Annotated in this window: 14 protein-coding genes and 1 pseudogene; 3 read left to right on the forward strand and 12 right to left on the reverse strand. The window is 59.9% G+C overall.

The annotated features are described in order from the left end of the window. Positions 1-5: 5 nt before the first annotated feature. The 6 genes from phnK to phnF are packed head-to-tail and all read right to left on the reverse strand — an operon-like array spanning position 6 to position 4486. On the reverse strand, positions 6-794 hold the full coding sequence (gene phnK, locus JEM67_RS03040; RefSeq protein WP_004952936.1) for a phosphonate C-P lyase system protein PhnK: 789 nt from the start codon (positions 792-794) through the stop codon (positions 6-8). Next, positions 794-1654, reverse strand: coding sequence for an alpha-D-ribose 1-methylphosphonate 5-phosphate C-P-lyase PhnJ (locus JEM67_RS03045; protein ID WP_199635643.1), 861 nt, complete (start codon positions 1652-1654; stop codon positions 794-796). The genes phnK and JEM67_RS03045 overlap by 1 nt, the downstream gene beginning before the upstream one ends. Then, positions 1647-2732 carry a carbon-phosphorus lyase complex subunit PhnI gene (locus tag JEM67_RS03050; protein ID WP_199635644.1) on the reverse strand — a complete coding sequence of 362 codons (1086 nt, stop codon included), beginning with the start codon at positions 2730-2732 and terminating at the stop codon, positions 1647-1649. Before JEM67_RS03050 ends, JEM67_RS03045 begins: the two co-directional genes overlap by 8 nt. After that, on the reverse strand, positions 2732-3313 hold the full coding sequence (gene phnH / locus JEM67_RS03055; RefSeq protein WP_199635645.1) for a phosphonate C-P lyase system protein PhnH: 582 nt from the start codon (positions 3311-3313) through the stop codon (positions 2732-2734). The genes JEM67_RS03050 and phnH overlap by 1 nt, the downstream gene beginning before the upstream one ends. A gap of 3 nt (positions 3314-3316) precedes the next feature. Continuing rightward, a complete protein-coding gene (gene phnG / locus JEM67_RS03060; RefSeq protein WP_013811304.1) occupies positions 3317-3760 on the reverse strand; it encodes a phosphonate C-P lyase system protein PhnG in 444 nt (147 codons plus the stop codon). After that, positions 3761-4486, reverse strand: a complete 726-nt coding sequence (gene phnF, locus JEM67_RS03065) for a phosphonate metabolism transcriptional regulator PhnF (protein WP_199635654.1) — start codon at positions 4484-4486, stop codon at positions 3761-3763. Between the two features lie 294 nt (positions 4487-4780). Here phnF and JEM67_RS03070 point away from each other — a divergent pair, with 294 nt between their 5' ends. Together JEM67_RS03070 and JEM67_RS03075 are read left to right on the forward strand one after the other, a co-directional pair. After that, positions 4781-5839: a permease gene (locus JEM67_RS03070; RefSeq protein ID WP_199635646.1), complete on the forward strand. Its 1059-nt coding sequence runs from the start codon at positions 4781-4783 to the stop codon at positions 5837-5839. A gap of 56 nt (positions 5840-5895) precedes the next feature. Continuing rightward, a complete protein-coding gene (locus JEM67_RS03075; protein ID WP_199635647.1) occupies positions 5896-6087 on the forward strand; it encodes a hypothetical protein in 192 nt (63 codons plus the stop codon). Positions 6088-6264: 177 nt separating this feature from the next. Here JEM67_RS03075 and JEM67_RS03080 read toward each other — a convergent pair. From JEM67_RS03080 to JEM67_RS03095, 4 genes and pseudogenes are all read right to left on the reverse strand, one after another. Beyond that, positions 6265-6489 (reverse strand): annotated as a pseudogene (locus JEM67_RS03080) (integrase core domain-containing protein); the annotation flags it as partial. Between the two features lie 288 nt (positions 6490-6777). Continuing rightward, a complete protein-coding gene (gene nrdG, locus JEM67_RS03085; RefSeq protein WP_126527414.1) occupies positions 6778-7242 on the reverse strand; it encodes an anaerobic ribonucleoside-triphosphate reductase-activating protein in 465 nt (154 codons plus the stop codon). 168 nt (positions 7243-7410) lie between these two features. After that, positions 7411-9549: an anaerobic ribonucleoside-triphosphate reductase gene (gene nrdD, locus JEM67_RS03090; protein ID WP_199635648.1), complete on the reverse strand. Its 2139-nt coding sequence runs from the start codon at positions 9547-9549 to the stop codon at positions 7411-7413. A gap of 214 nt (positions 9550-9763) precedes the next feature. Next, positions 9764-10669 (reverse strand): LysR family transcriptional regulator, encoded by a 906-nt coding sequence (locus tag JEM67_RS03095; protein WP_199635649.1) that lies wholly within the window; start codon positions 10667-10669, stop codon positions 9764-9766. A 104-nt stretch (positions 10670-10773) separates the two neighbouring features. Here JEM67_RS03095 and JEM67_RS03100 point away from each other — a divergent pair, with 104 nt between their 5' ends. Then, positions 10774-11298 carry an NAD(P)H-dependent oxidoreductase gene (locus tag JEM67_RS03100; RefSeq protein WP_199635650.1) on the forward strand — a complete coding sequence of 175 codons (525 nt, stop codon included), beginning with the start codon at positions 10774-10776 and terminating at the stop codon, positions 11296-11298. A 198-nt stretch (positions 11299-11496) separates the two neighbouring features. Here JEM67_RS03100 and treC read toward each other — a convergent pair whose 3' ends face one another. Both treC and treB read right to left on the reverse strand, forming a co-directional pair. After that, positions 11497-13161, reverse strand: coding sequence for an alpha,alpha-phosphotrehalase (treC, locus tag JEM67_RS03105; protein ID WP_199635651.1), 1665 nt, complete (start codon positions 13159-13161; stop codon positions 11497-11499). Positions 13162-13339: 178 nt separating this feature from the next. After that, positions 13340-14755 (reverse strand): PTS trehalose transporter subunit IIBC, encoded by a 1416-nt coding sequence (gene treB / locus JEM67_RS03110; protein WP_199635652.1) that lies wholly within the window; start codon positions 14753-14755, stop codon positions 13340-13342. Positions 14756-15214 lie beyond the last annotated feature (459 nt).

Raw genomic sequence — 15214 nt, forward strand, 5'->3', positions numbered from 1 at the left:
TTGCGTTACGACAGCACCGAAGAAACCAGCAGCTGGGTATAAGGATGGTGCGGATCGTCCAGCACCCGGTCGGTCAGGCCGCTTTCCACTACCTGTCCCTCTTTCATCACCAGCAGCCGGTGCGCCAGCAGGCGTGCCACGCCCAGATCGTGGGTGACGATCACTGCCGCCAACTGCATTTCCACCACCAGATTGCGCAGCAGATCGAGCAATCTCGCCTGCACCGAGACGTCCAACCCGCCGGTCGGCTCGTCCATAAACACCAGTTTCGGGTGAGTCACCAGATTACGGGCGATCTGCAGCCGCTGCTGCATGCCGCCGGAGAAGGTGGTCGGCAGATCGTCAAGGCGCGACACCGGGATCTCCACATCCTCCAGCCACTGGGCAGCCTGCCGGCGGATGTCGCCGTAGTGACGCTGGCCGATGGCCATCAGCCGTTCGCCGATGTTGCCGCCGGCGGACACCTTGGGCCGCAGCCCGTCGAGCGGGTGTTGATGCACTACGCCCCAGTCGGTGCGCAGCAGGCGGCGGCGATCGCTCTCCGCCATCGCGTACAGGTCGTGCTGTTGCCCGGCCTGCGGGCGATAGAGGATCTGCCCGTGCTGCGGCGCCAGCCGTGCGGAGATGGATTTCAGCAGCGTGGTTTTACCGGAGCCGGATTCGCCGACGATGCCCAGCACTTCGCCGGGGTAGATATCGAAAGAGACATCGCTAAAACCTTTGCCCGGCGCGTACAAATGGGTGAGGTTGGCCACCGACAACAGCGGCGTGGTGCTCAGGGGTTGGGAAATCATCAGTGCTGCGCCTCTAGCGAAGGTTGCGCCAGCTGCTGCCGGCAGTAGTCGGTGTCAGAGCAGACGAACATGCGGTTGCCCTGGTCGTCGAGCACCACCTCATCCAGATAGCTGTGGCGCGAGCCGCACAGCGCGCAGGGTTCATCCCACTTTTGCACGCTGAACGGATGGTCGTCGAAGTCCAGGCTTTCCACCTTGGTGAACGGCGGCAGGGCGTAGATGCGCTTCTCGCGCCCGGCGCCAAACAGTTGCAGCGCCGGCATCATGTGCATTTTCGGGTTGTCGAATTTCGGGATCGGCGAAGGGTCCATCACATAACGATCGTTGACCTTCACCGGATAGGCGTAGGTGGTGGCGATATGGCCGTAGCGCGCAATGTCCTCGTACAACTTCACCTGCATCACGCCGTACTCTTCCAGCGCGTGCATTTTGCGGGTCTCGGTTTCGCGCGGTTCGATAAAGCGCAGCGGCTCCGGGATCGGCACCTGATAAATCAGGATCTGGTCTTCGTGCAGCGCCGTTTCCGGAATGCGGTGCCGGGTCTGGATCAGCGTGGCTTCCGGCGTGCGTTCGGTGGTGGCTACCCCGGCAACGCGCTGGAAGAAGCGGCGAATAGACACCGCGTTGGTGGTGTCGTCGGCCCCCTGGTCAATCACCTTTAGCACGTCGGCGCGGCCAATCACGCTGGCGGTCAGCTGAATGCCGCCGGTGCCCCAGCCGTAAGGCATCGGCATCTCGCGGCCGCCGAACGGCACTTGATAACCGGGGATCGCCACGGCTTTTAAAATGGCGCGACGGATCATGCGTTTGGTTTGCTCGTCGAGATAGCCAAGGTTGTAGCCGGTCAATACTTCACTCATTGCGGGCCTCCTGACGCTCGCTAAACTCCTGCCGCAGGCGCTTGAGCAGCTCCAGCTCGGCCTGGAAGTCAACGTAGTGCGGCAGTTTGAGGTGGGAAACGAAGCCGGCGGCTTCGACGTTGTCGGCATGGGCCAGCACGAACTCTTCATCCTGCGCCGGGCTGGCGACGCCTTCCTGGTACTCGGGGCTCTGCAGTGCGCGGTCCACCAGCGCCATGCTCATCGCTTTACGCTCGGCGCGGCCAAACACCAGGCCATAACCGCGGGTGAAGTGCGGCGGCCGGTCTTCCGGGTCGACAAAGCCGTTGACCATTTCACATTCGGTCAGCAGGATTTCGCCGATATCTACCGCGAAACCCAGCTCCTCAGGCACGATCTCCAGCGAAACGTAGCCGGTTCGGATCTCGCCGGCGAACGGGTGGGTACGGCCGTAGCCGCGCTGGGTGGAGTAGCTCAGCGCCAGCAGGAAACCTTCGTCACCGCGCACCAACTGTTGCAGCCGCGCCGAGCGTGAACAAGGGTAAACCGGCGGGTTGCGGGTGATGTCGTCCGGCACGCTGCCGTCGTCGCGTTCCGCCAGCGCCAAGTGTTCTTGGCTGAGCAAATCAAACACGTGGGCGCAATTTTCCGGCAGCGGTTCGTCGGCCTGCGGCGCGCGCGGTGCTTCACCTTCCGCCAGCAGGGCAAAATCCAGCAGCCGGTGGGTGTAATCGTAGGTTGGGCCCAGCACCTGCCCGCCGGGCAAGTCCTTGTAAACCGCCGAGATACGGCGTTCGAGCCGCATGTTTTCGGTCGCCAGCGGTTCGCTGACCGCCAGACGCGGCAAGGTGGTGCGGTAGGCACGCAGCAGGAAAATCGCCTCGACCAGATCGCCGCTCGCCTGCTTGATGGCCAGCGCGGCCAGTTCGGGATCGTAAATACCGCCTTCGGTCATCACCCGATCCACCGCCAGCCCCAGTTGCTGTTCAATCTGCTGGATGCCGAGCGCCGGCACGCTGTCGTCGCCGCGCCGCAGCTGTTCTTGTAACTGATGGGCGGCCTCAATGGCTTTTTCGCCCCCTTTAACGGCTACGTACATCAGCACACCTCCACGCGGGTGGTCCGCGGCAGCGCCAGCAGGCGATCGCCGCAGGTCAGCAAAATATCCAGCCCCAGCGGGAAGCGCAGCGGGCGGTTAATAAGAAAATCCAGCAGCGCCGGCGGCAACTGCGGTGAAACCTGGCGTTGGCGCTCAATGCCAGGGCCGGTCAGGCGTAGCGGGGTGCCTTGTTCCAGCCCATTGAGCTGCACGATGACCGTGGCGCCGAATTCCGGCGAGATTTCACTGCCGTGCGGCAGCGTCAGTAAATCAGCGGCCTGCAACTGCGTATCGAACAGGGCAAAACACACCTCTTCAGGCTGTGCCGCCAATGGCGCACCGCTGTGGAAGCGTATGTTTGTTAGCACTTGCTCACTTTTAAAGGCTTCACACAGCTGGATCGGGGTTTCCTGATCCGCCAGCGTCAGTAACGCGGCGGTGCTGGCGGCGTTCAGTGCGCCCCAGACCGGGCAGCCTTGCAGCGTGACGGTATAGCCAGGTTCGCTTAACGCCTTGAGAATCAGGCGGAAAGCGTGCTGCGATTGGTCTATAGGCTGTTCAAATCCGGTTAACAGGCTCATCGGTTAATCCCCCCGAACCAGCGTAAAGAAGTCGACCCGGCTGGAGGCGACTGAGCGGGCGCGCAGCTGACGTTGTTCGTGCAGCAAGGCGGCCAGCGGTTCAATCAGCCGCTGTTGCAGCAATTCGGTCTGATCCGGCTGTTGCAGCAGGGCGTCCGCCAGCGCGCAGAGTTCGGCATGCACCTTGTCGCGCCCGGCGATATAGCTGTAGCCATAGCCGCCGTTTTCCAGCTGCACCACCGCACGGGTGACGGTCATATCGCCCAGCACAAAGCGGCGGCCGGTGGCGCCCATGCGCCCTTGCAGTTGCGCCAGGCCAATCTCCGGCGCGCGAATGCTTTGGTAGCGCGGGCTGAGGTTCAGCGCCTGCCAGTGGCTGCGCAGCTGGGCCGGTTGGCTGTGCGCCAGTACCGACATCCAGCGTTGTCTCGGCTGTAAGGCTTGCATTTAGTGCTCCATCGTCAGTTCAATCATGTCGGCGCGTGCCAGGCTGACGGAGTATTCCGCCACGTTGGCGCTGCCGGTGCAGACGTTCAGGGTGCGCACGCACAGCAGCGGCGCGTGGGTAGCAATCTCAAGCAGCCGGCTCTCTTTGGCCTGCGCCCGGCGGGCGCTGATGCGTGTCTGGCTGCGGGTCAGCGGCTGGTGAATATGCCGTTCGATAAACTCGTGCAGGGAGCCGCTGTGGAACTGTTGCAAGGCCGGCCACCAGTCCAGATCGGGCAGATAATGGTCGATCAGGCTCATCGGCACGCCGTTGACCCGGCGCAGGGTGCGCAGGTGGATCACCGTTTCGCCTTCTTCACGCGATAGCGCGCTGGCGATATGCCCATTGCACGGGCGTAATACAGCGAGTAAGCGCTCACTGGTGGGGTGGCTGCCCTGCTCGAACAGGTTCTGGCTAAAGCGGGTATTGGCGTGCAGCGGGTAGTCATAGGGGCGCATCAGCACCAATATGCCGATGCCGTGTCGGCGCTGCAGCCAGCCGCGATCGACCAGCTGATCCACCGCTCGGCGCAGGGTATGGCGATTGACCTGGTAGCGATCCGCCAACTGTTGCTCGGAAGGCAGATAGTCGCCACAGCGGTATTGGGTGCGCAACTCTTGCTCCAGCTGCGCGGCGATCTGCTGGTAACGGGTAGGAAAACTGGTCGGATGTCTAGATAAGTCCATCATAATAAAAACCTCGGCGTGCCGGATACCTATTAAACTTTATGATTTATCAGGATTTTTTACAGTACTGGTGCTTACCCTATGACTTTCAAATTGCAGCTAACAACGCTACGGCTTGAAAGGCGACGGGTATGCCCTGTGGCTTTCAAGTTGGCATTATGTTGCCGCCGCCAGATGACAATCGCGTTACGTGCCGGTGGCGAACAGATGAACTATTTTGGACAGGCCGATGATGCGCAGGGGCCGGCGGCGCGCTAAGCTGGCGTTATCGATGCACTGACCTGAGGCAGCCCTATGCCGCAACCCTTGACCGCTCCTGAAAATACTTCCCGCGCCTGGCCGCTGTGGAAACCGATCCTGTTCTTGCTGGTGGTGGCTATCGGCCTCTACTACGTCAAATGGCAGCCTTATTACGGCAAAGCCTTTTTGGCGGCGGACACGCACTCCATCGGCAAATCGATTCTGGCCAATGCCGACAGCAACCCGTGGCTGGCGGCCTGGCACTATGCGCTGGTGTATTTCACTGCAGTGTGGAAGGCGGCGGTGCTCGGCGTGTTGCTGGGGTCGCTGGTGCAAGTGCTGATCCCACGCGACTGGCTGATGCGCACCCTGGGCCACCCGCGTTTCTCCGGCACCCTGCTGGGTGCGGCGATCGCGCTGCCGGGCATGATGTGTACCTGCTGTGCTGCACCGGTGGCCGCCGGGCTGCGGCGTCAGTCGGTCTCCAGCGGCGCGGCGATGGCGTTCTGGTTGAGCAACCCGGTGTTGAATCCAGCAACCTTGATTTTTATGGGTTTTGTGCTCGGCTGGCCGTTTGCCGCTATTCGGCTGGTGGCCGGGGTGATTATGGTGCTGGGCATCGCCTGGCTGGTGCAACGGGTCACCGCCAGGGATCCGCAGCCGGCCGCGCTGCAACCGCCGGCGGCGCCGCAGGTGAGAACCGAGGATCGGCCGTTCCTCGGCCGCTGGTTGAAAGCGCTGTGGGCGCTGTTTTGGGCGACCATCCCCGTTTACATTGTGGCGGTGCTGGCGCTGGGCGCGGCGCGCGTGTGGCTGTTCCCACACGCCGATGGGGCGATAGACAATAGCCTGCTGTGGATTATCGCCCTGGCGATCGCCGGTTGCCTGTTCGTGATCCCCACCGCCGCGGAAATTCCGATTGTACAGACCATGATGCTGGCGGGCATGGGCACCGGCCCGGCGCTGGCACTGCTGATGACCCTGCCGGCGGTCAGCCTGCCTTCATTGCTGATGCTGAACAAAGTCTTCTCCGCCAAAGCGCTGTGCCTGACCGCATTGCTGGTGGTGGTGTGCGGGATAGCGACGGGTCTGGTGGGGATGGGGTTGGTGTAACTGACCTGCTCCCCGTTGATTAGTGGCCCGATGCTATCTCAAAGGAGGAGAGGGAAATGAAACCGCTGGATAAACCTGAAATGGACGTGAAGTTTATGTCTCAAGAGGAAGAGTTGCGCGAGAGAGTGGATGCCGCCTTTGAACGTTTAAGAACCGGTAAAGCGGTTTATATAAGCCATTCGGATGTAGAAAAAAGAATGGCTATATTCAAAGCGAAAATCAGGGCTTGTTATGCTCGGGGGTTGTAAAGGGCGCTTTACTTTGGCTATTCACTACCCTCTTTGATGAGACGCAATACCTCCGTTACCAACCCAGCGGCATATCGCTGATCCTGCAGTCTCTCGTGTTCAAGGGACGCGTCAGAGCCATGCATAAATTGCCCATAACGTATACAACCAGTTAGTCTATATGTAAGTATCCCAGCTTTAGTTCCACGCACTTTTTGAGATTTCCGGTTTCTCAGCCATCAGCCGGTACTCTTCCGGTGTCAGGTTATCCAGGGATTCATGGGGTCGCTCACTGTTGTATTCATTCAGCCAGCGTTCCGTAATTTCCCGTGCTTCTTTCAGCGTTCTGAACAGGTAAAAATCCAGTATTTCTGTCCGGTAAGTTCGGTTAAACCGTTCGATAAATGCGTTCTGCGTTGGCTTAACTCATGTGCATGACAACAGGCTACCCTTCTGTCTGTCATACGATGCACGCATTCTAAATGCGCGCATGCGCTCTCTTTCTGCTCTTTGATTCTGCGCATTTGTCTTCGCTGCGGCAATCCAATGCCCGATAATCCTTCGCGCAACTTGCGGGCACCGGTGTAGAGGTTTACTGAATCTGGCTACTTAATGTCAGCTCTGACACAGACCCGCCTGCTAGATTAGCTCTATGCTGAGCTGCGCCAGGTCGAGTCTGGGCTAATACATGTTGAGCCGTATTTTGTTGGGTCAACGCAGCTTATGCACCACCTGGTTAGCGCTGCCGCGCCAGATCAGCGCCGGGTCTTTCAGATCCTGCACAAACTTTCCGTCAATCAATACGTTAATTCTGTCCACCACCTGCATCTGCTGCGCATCCAGCTCCGCCAGCCGGTAGCCGGTCCATAGCCAGATATCCTTGCCGGGGCACTCGGCGCGTACCCGTTTCACCAGTTGCAAAATCGACGGGACGTTGGCCGGGTGCAGCGGATCGCCACCGGACAGCGACAACCCCTGACGCGGAATGCGTGCGTCGTTGAGATCGGCAATCAGCCGGTCTTCCATTTCCTGAGTAAAAGGCCGGCCGGAATTCAGCCGCCAGGTACTTTTGTTGTAACAGCCGACGCATTGGTGCACGCAACCGGCGACAAACAGCGTGCAGCGGGTACCGGGGCCGTTGACCACATCGATAGGGTAGTACTGGTGATAATTCATGTGAGGCCTGCCCATCAGGCTATTTTACTGGCCATTTTGCCTCCGGGCAGTGCTGCAAATCCTCACGTACTGCGTGTACGCTCCGGTTTGTGCGCGCTGGCCGAAGACAAACTGGCGGCGACGATAACGCCTGATGAACAGGCTTATGCATAGGTTTAACGGCGTTTTTCAGCCGAGCTGCCCATTGCCGAGGTGTTTCACCCGGCGCTTCACCTCTTCCTGCTTGCCGGCGTTGAACGGCCTGGCATCCGGGCTGCCGAGGTAGCCGCACACCCGGCGGGTGACCGACACCTTGGACGGCTCGTGATTGCCGCATTTCGGGCAGGTAAAACCCTTGCTGGTGCAGGCGAATTCGCCGGTAAAGCCGCACTCGTAGCACTCATCTATCGGCGTGTTGGTGCCGTAATAAGGCACGCGGCTGTAGCTGTAATCCCACACGTCTTCCAGCGCTTTCAAATTGTGTTGCAGGTTGGGGTATTCGCCGTAACAGATGAAACCGCCGTTGGCCAACGGTGGGTAAGGCGCCTCAAAGTCCAGTTTGTCGTACGGATTGACCTTTTTTTCCACGTCGAGATGGAAGCTGTTGGTGTAATAGCCTTTGTCGGTAACGCCCGGCACCACGCCGAAATCGGCGGTGTCCAGCCGGCAGAAGCGATCGCACAGGTTCTCGCTTGGGGTGCTGTACAGGCTAAAACCGTAGCCGGTCTCTGCTTTCCAACTGTCGGTCGCGGTGCGCAGACGTTCGACGATGGCGACCGCTTTGGCGCGCAGCGCGGCATTGTCGTAAACGTGAGTACCGTTGCCGAACAGCGCGTTGATGGTTTCATGCAGGCCGATATAGCCCAGCGAAATCGACGCGCGGCCATTTTTGAAGATGTCGGCGATATTGTCGTCCGCCTTCAGCCGTACGCCGCAGGCACCTTCCATATACAGGATCGGGGCCACCCGCGCCTTGATGCCTTCCAGCCGGGCGATACGCGTCATCAGCGCCTTTTTCGCCAACAGCAGCCGCTGGTCCAGCAGACGCCAGAAACGCGCCTCGTCGCCGGCCGATTCCAGCGCGATACGCGGCAGGTTCAGGCTGATCACGCCGATATTATTGCGGCCGTCGTGCACCAGTTCGCCATCTTCCTCGTAAGTGCCGAGGAAACTGCGGCAGCCCATGGGCGTTTTAAAGGAACCTGTGACGTTAACCACCTGATCGTAATTGAGAATGTCCGGGTACATGCGCTTGCTGGCGCATTCCAGCGCCAGCTGTTTGATGTCGTAATTTGGGTCGCCGTACTGGTGGTTCAGGCCGTCGCGGATGGCGAACACCAGTTTGGGGAATACCGCCGTCTTGCGGTTCTTGCCCAGCCCGGCGATACGGTTTTTCAGGATTGAACGCTGAATCAGCCGCGATTCCCAGCAGGTGCCCAGGCCGAAGCCGAAGGTGACGAACGGCGTTTGGCCGTTGGCGGTGTGCAGGGTGTTGACCTCGTATTCCAGCGACTGAAAGGCGTCGTAACACTCTTTCTCGGTGCGCGCCATCGCATAGCCCTGCGCGTCCGGGATTTTCCACTGTTCGGCCACCTGGCGGTGTTTTTCGAAGCTTTCGCTGACGAAGGGCGCGAGGATCTCGTCGATGCGGTTAATGGTGGTGCCGCCATAAATATGGCTGGCCACCTGCGCGATAATTTGAGCGGTCACGGCGGTGGCGGTGGAGATCGACTTCGGCGGTTCGATCTCGGCATTGCCCATCTTGAAGCCGTTGGTCAGCATGCCTTTCAGATCGATCAGCATGCAGTTGAACATCGGGAAGAACGGCGAATAGTCGAGATCGTGGTAGTGGATCTCACCGCGTTCATGCGCCAGCACCACGTCGCGCGGCAGAATGTGCTGCTTGGCGTAGTGTTTGGCGACGATCCCGGCCAGCAGATCGCGTTGGGTGGGGATCACCTTGCTGTCTTTATTGGCGTTCTCGTTCAGCAAGGCCATATTGCTTTGTTCGACCAGACCGCGGATCTCCTGGTTCAGCCGCCCGCGCAGCTCGCGCGCCACGTCGCGATCGTGGCGATATTCGATATAGGCGCGCGCCAGCTGCTTGTATTCGCCGGCCATGAGCTGATTTTCCACCGCCTGCTGAATGTCATGGATATCCACGCGCGGCTGTTGCGCCATCTGTTGAGCGACCACGCGGGCCACGGTTGCGCAGTAATCGGCATCGACAACCCCGACGGCCAGCGCGGCCCGTTCGATAGCCTGCCCAATACGTGCCTCGTCAAAAGAGACCTGACAACCGTCCCGTTTAATCACTACTGGTTTCACGTTGCGACTCCTTGTTCCCCGAAGGATAGGTTATCCACAGGGCAATGCCGCAGCGCACAAGGGCTACGGCGGCGTGTGGATGATTTTGTGGATAACTACTATATATAGGTGATTTGTTTTCTTTACGCACTATATATAGATATTGGCGGGGGTCTTTTGATGTAGAACAAGGAAAGCGGAAGAGCGCGCGCTAGCTGTACAGACGTCAATCTGCTCACGAGCGATCGCGAAAGTGCGCCAGCAGGAAGTTGACCCAGGCGCGTACCCGTGGCGGCAGATCCGCAGAGGCGTAGTACAGCCATAGCTGCGTCGGTTGCGGCCAGCAATCCGGCAGCACCGGTTGCAGCGTGCCCTGCGCAAAATGGGGCTCTGCGTACCAGCTTGCCAGGCAGACGATACCCAACCCGGCCAGCGCGGCGTCCAGCAGCATCTCCGGCCGGCTGGCGACCAGGCGGCCATGCAACTCCAGGGTTTTGGCTTCGCCGTGCTGCCGCAGCGGCCATTTTACGCTGCGGCCGTTGGCCGGATTGCGGTGCAGCAGGCAGTTATGCCGCAACAGATCGTCCGGATCCTGCGGCGTGCCGCGCTGCGCCAGATAACCGGGGGAAGCGGCCAACACCATCTGCATCTGATACAGCGGCCGCGCCACCAGCCGGCTGTCGGGATCGACCCGGCTGCCGATACCCACGTCAAAGCCTTCGCCCACCAGATTGACGACTCGCGCATCCAGCGAAAGATCGAGGTCGATCTGCGGATAACTCTCAAGGAACTGCGGGATCAACGGCATCAGCATCTGGCGGCCGAAGCCGGGGATCATGCTGACGCGCACGGTGCCGGAGGGATCTTGCTGCGCGCCACCGGCGTTTTCCAGCGTGGCGGACAGCGCCTGCCACAGCGGCGCCACCTGCGCCAGCAGCGCTTTGCCTTCGTCGGTCAGCACCACGTTGTGGGTGTTGCGCTGGAACAGACGCAGCGCCAGCTTCTCTTCCAGCACACGGATATTTTTGCTGACCGCCGCCGGGGTAACGCCTAACTGGCGGGCGGCGGCGGAAAAGTTTTGCGCCTGGGCGGCGCTGAGAAAAGCCGGCAGCAGGCGATGCACGTCAAAGGGCAGCGACATAATGGTTGATACTTTCAGTTGAAATTGAAGTGACAGAGAACAGCCTACACCCCGGGCGAAGGAAATGGAAAAATGCGATATCAATTTTCAACCGAGGATCTCTTATGTCACGCATTTTAGCGTTAACCGCTCACCGCTTTCCCGATGATTCACGCGTCAACAAGGCGCTGATTGAGGCGTTGAACCCGCTGCCCAACGTTACCGTGCATGAATTGATGCGCACCTACCCGGATTACCGTATCGACGTGGCCCGCGAGCAGGAGCTGCTGCAAAGCCATGACGCGGTAGTGATGCTGTTCCCATTTTACTGGTACAGCTCGCCGGCGATCCTCAGCGAATGGCAGGACGCGGTATTAACCTACGGTTTTGCCTACGGCAGCGAAGGCACCCGATTGCACGGCAAACCGCTGCAACTGGTGGTGACGACCGGCGGCAATCCGCAGGCCTATACGCCGGAAGGTTACAACCGTTATCCGGTGGCGGATCTGCTGCGGCCATTCAATGCCATGGCCAACCTGACCGGCATGGATTATCTGCCGCCGCATCTGGTGCAGGGGGTGCTTGATATGAGCGATGAACGCCTGGCGCAAGAGGCTGCCGGGGTGGTGAAGCTGCTGCAAAAATTGTAGGGCGCAGCGGGTTGCCGCACTGTGCCCACATTATGGCTGCTAAATAGCTGCGCCGAATAGTGCTACAGGTAGGATCATGCAGAGCGCCGACACGCCGTGACCCCGTCCCTGGGGGCTCGTATCGCGCATCCCTGCGCTCAACGGTCGGCTAACCTGCCATGACGCCCACCCACCTCAAGCTTAGGGTGTAGCGGTATTTTAGTCCTCCAGCAGCCACCATACCGCTTCGAACGGCCGCAGGGTCATCGCCTGCGGTTGGTCTGCTGCATCGGCGTAGTTGCCCATCAGCGGGCGCCACTGGCTGGAAGGTTCCACGCCTTCGGCATCCCAGGCCAGCGGTTCGCGGCTCAGGTTGGCGGCCACCAGCAGACGCTGTCCGTTCCAGCTACGCTGGTAGCACCACAGCGCCGGGTGCTCAGGCGCCAGATCCTGATAGTCGCCGTGGGTCAGCAGCGGATACTGCTTGCGCAGGGTGATCAACTGGCGGTAGGCGTAAAACACCGAATCCAGATCGGCCAGCGCCGCTTCGGCGTTGATCTGCGGATAGTTTGCCGCACAGCCAATCCAGGGTGTGCCTTGGGTGAAACCGGCGTTCGGCGCGGCGCTCCACTGCATCGGCGTGCGGCCGTTATCGCGCGATTTACTGGCCAGGATCGCCAGCAGCTCGGCGTCACGCTTACCCTGGGCGCTCAGTTCGGCATACATGTTCAGGCTTTCCACATCGCGATACTGCCCGATGGCGCTAAAGCCCGGGTTGGTCATGCCAATCTCTTCGCCCTGATAAATATACGGCGTGCCTTGCATACCGTGCAGCACCATGGCCAGCATCTTGGCGGCCGGCACCCGCAGTTCGCCCTCATCGCCGAAGCGTGAAACGATGCGCGGCTGATCGTGGTTACACCAGAACAACGCGTTCCAGGCACGGTTATGCATGCCCTGCTGCCAGTGGCGGAAAATCTGCTTCAGTTCGACGTAGTCCGGCGCCGCCAGCGTCCATTTTTCCCCACCGGCGTAGTCCACTTTCAGGTGGTGGAAGTTGAAGGTCATCGACAGCTCTTCGCCGCTGCGCGCCGCATACTGCTGGCAATGTTCCAGCGTGGTGGAGGACATTTCGCCGACTGTCATCAGGCCGCGCGGCTGGAACACGTCGCGGCTCATCTCTTGCAGGAATTCGTGAATGCGCGGGCCATCGGTGTAGAAACGGCGGCCGTCGCCCTGGGGATCGGACGGGAAATCCTGCTGCTTGGAGACCAGGTTGATCACGTCGAGACGCAGGCCGTCGACGCCTTTGTCCGCCCAGAACTGACACACCTTTTTCAGCTCTTCGCGCACCGGCGGGTGTTCCCAGTTGAGGTCCGCCTGTTCGGTGGCGAACAGGTGCAAGTAATACTGGCCGCTGTCGGCGTGCCACTGCCAGGCATTGCCGCCGAACTTGGAACGCCAGTTGTTCGGCAACGCATCGCCTTCGCCATCGCGCCAGACATAGAACGGGCGGAATGGGCTGTCAGGGTCTTGCGAGGCCTGGAACCACGGGTGTTCGGTCGAGGTATGGTTGAACACCATATCCATCACGATACGGATGCTGCGCTGGTGGGCGGCGGCGATCAGACTGTCGAAATCCTCCATGGTGCCGTAGGCCGGATCGATGGCGCAGTAATCCGCCACGTCATAACCGTTGTCCACCTGCGGGGAGACATACACCGGCGTCAGCCAGATGGCGTCGACGCCCAGTTCCTGCAGATAGTCCAGCCGCTGGGTCACACCGGCCAGATCGCCGTAGCCGTTACCGGTGCTGTCCTGAAAACTCTTCGGATAGATTTGGTAGATGACACCGTTCTGCCACCAGGGGATTGGATTGCTCATAGTTATACCTTTGAATCGTGACAACGGGCCCGATACCCTTCATCTTTCAAACTGCAGCGTTGTTGGCTGCTGACGTTGCACCCCAGTCACTTACCTGAGTAAGTTCCTGGGGATTTACGCCCTTGCCGCCTGGCTGCTGTCTGAAAGCTATTGGGTATTTACGGCCCCTACATTTCAATCAGACCGGCAATTCGCCGCGGGCGGCTTTGCGTTTATAGACCATGATGGTCAGCAGCATTGGGATCACCACGGCCACCACAATCGCCGCCGAGTAAACCAACCAGAACTGCGGTTTGATGGACAGAATACCCGGCAAGCCGCCGACGCCGATGCCATTGGCCATCACGCCGTCCAGGCCGCAAATCAGGCCGGCGAAGGCGGAGCCGATCATCGCGCACAGCATCGGGAAGCGGTATTTCAGGTTGATCCCGTACATCGCCGGTTCGGTAACGCCGAGGTAAGCGGAAATCGCCGCCGGCACCGAGATTTCACGCTCGTTGGCCTTGCGGCTGACGATGATAATGCCCAATACCGCAGACGCCTGCGCAATGTTGGACAGCGCAATCAGCGGCCATACCGGGGTGCCGCCCATGCTCTGGATCATCTGCATGTCGATAGCCAGCGTGGTCTGATGCACACCGGTAATCACCAGCGGCGCATACAGGAAGCCGAACAGCGCGGCGCCAATCGGGGCGAAGCTGCCGGTCATGACGGCCTTCACCGCCCAGGCCACGCCGTCGCCGATCATGCGGCCAAACGGCCCGATCAGCGCGTGCGCCAGGAATACCGCCAGCAGCAGTGAAACGACGGGCACCACCACCAGATACAGGTAATCGGGCACGATCTTTTTCAAGCGGGTTTCAATCCAGCCCAGCGCCATACCGGCCAGCATGGAAGGGATCACCTGCGCCTGATAGCCGACTTTCTGAATGGCGAACCAGCCGAAGTTCCACACTTCCGGCACCTGCTGCCCGAGTTGGTAAGAGTTCATCAACTGTGGGGAGACCAGCGTGACGCCCAGCACGATGCCGAGTACCGGCGTACCGCCCATTTTTTTCACCGTCGACCAGCAGATAGCCACCGGCAGGAACATGAAGATCGCTTCACCGAGCAACCACAGGAAGTCGTAGAGGGTTTTCCACGCCGGGTGCATTTGCGCCAGCGTCTGGCCGCCGGACATCGGGATGTCGCCGATCACGTTGCGGAAGCCGAGGATCAGACCGCCGCTGATCAGCGCCGGCAGCAGCGGGAAGAAGATTTCGGCGAAGTGGGCGATGGCGCGCTCGCTCCAGGTCATGTTCTGCCGCGCGGCGACCTTGGCCTGCTCCTTATCGGCCTCGTTGAGGCCGGTGGTGGCGATCAACGCCTGATAGTAATCGCCGACCTCCGGGCCAATCACCACCTGGAACTGCCCGGCGTTGGTGAAGCAGCCTTTGACCATCGGCAAGGTTTCTATTTCTTTCGGGTTGGCTTTGGCGGGGTCGTTAAGGACGAAACGTAACCGGGTAATGCAATGGCTGACGGTGGCGATGTTATCGCGTCCGCCCACCAGCACAATCAGGCGGTCGATATCCTGTTGCTTAACTTTGCTCATTATAAAGTACCTTTTTTGGGTAAGGCGCAGAGGTGTTGGCTGAGTAATGATCAAAGCTTAGTCATTCCCCTTTTTTTATGGAATGGGAACGTTCCCGGTTTGGGGCGACGATCACAAAAAGATAAAAAATGACCGCATTATGCGCCCTGTCGGGGGACAACAATCTCGGAGTGAGGGGGCGCCCGCAAAGCCGCAAAAACATCCTGCAGACTCCGGTGGGTTGTATTATCCTGTACCGGAATAACAAAGAGTTACCTCTCTCTTATTGGGTAAGAGGTCGGTTGCAGACTGCTGACAAAGCCCGTTATTAGGGAGAGCGTGCCGAAGGGGTCGTAGCGGCTTGCCCGCCGGAGTGCCCCTCGGTGCGCTAGGCCCGGGTATCTCGGGTTCAAAGACAACTTTGTCATCAAACTCAGTTACCTTTCCCTTATTGGGAAAAAGGTCGATTGAAGACATCAA

Source organism: Serratia sp. PAMC26656 (assembly GCF_016469055.2).
Taxonomy (GTDB): Bacteria; Pseudomonadota; Gammaproteobacteria; order Enterobacterales; family Enterobacteriaceae; genus Serratia; species Serratia plymuthica.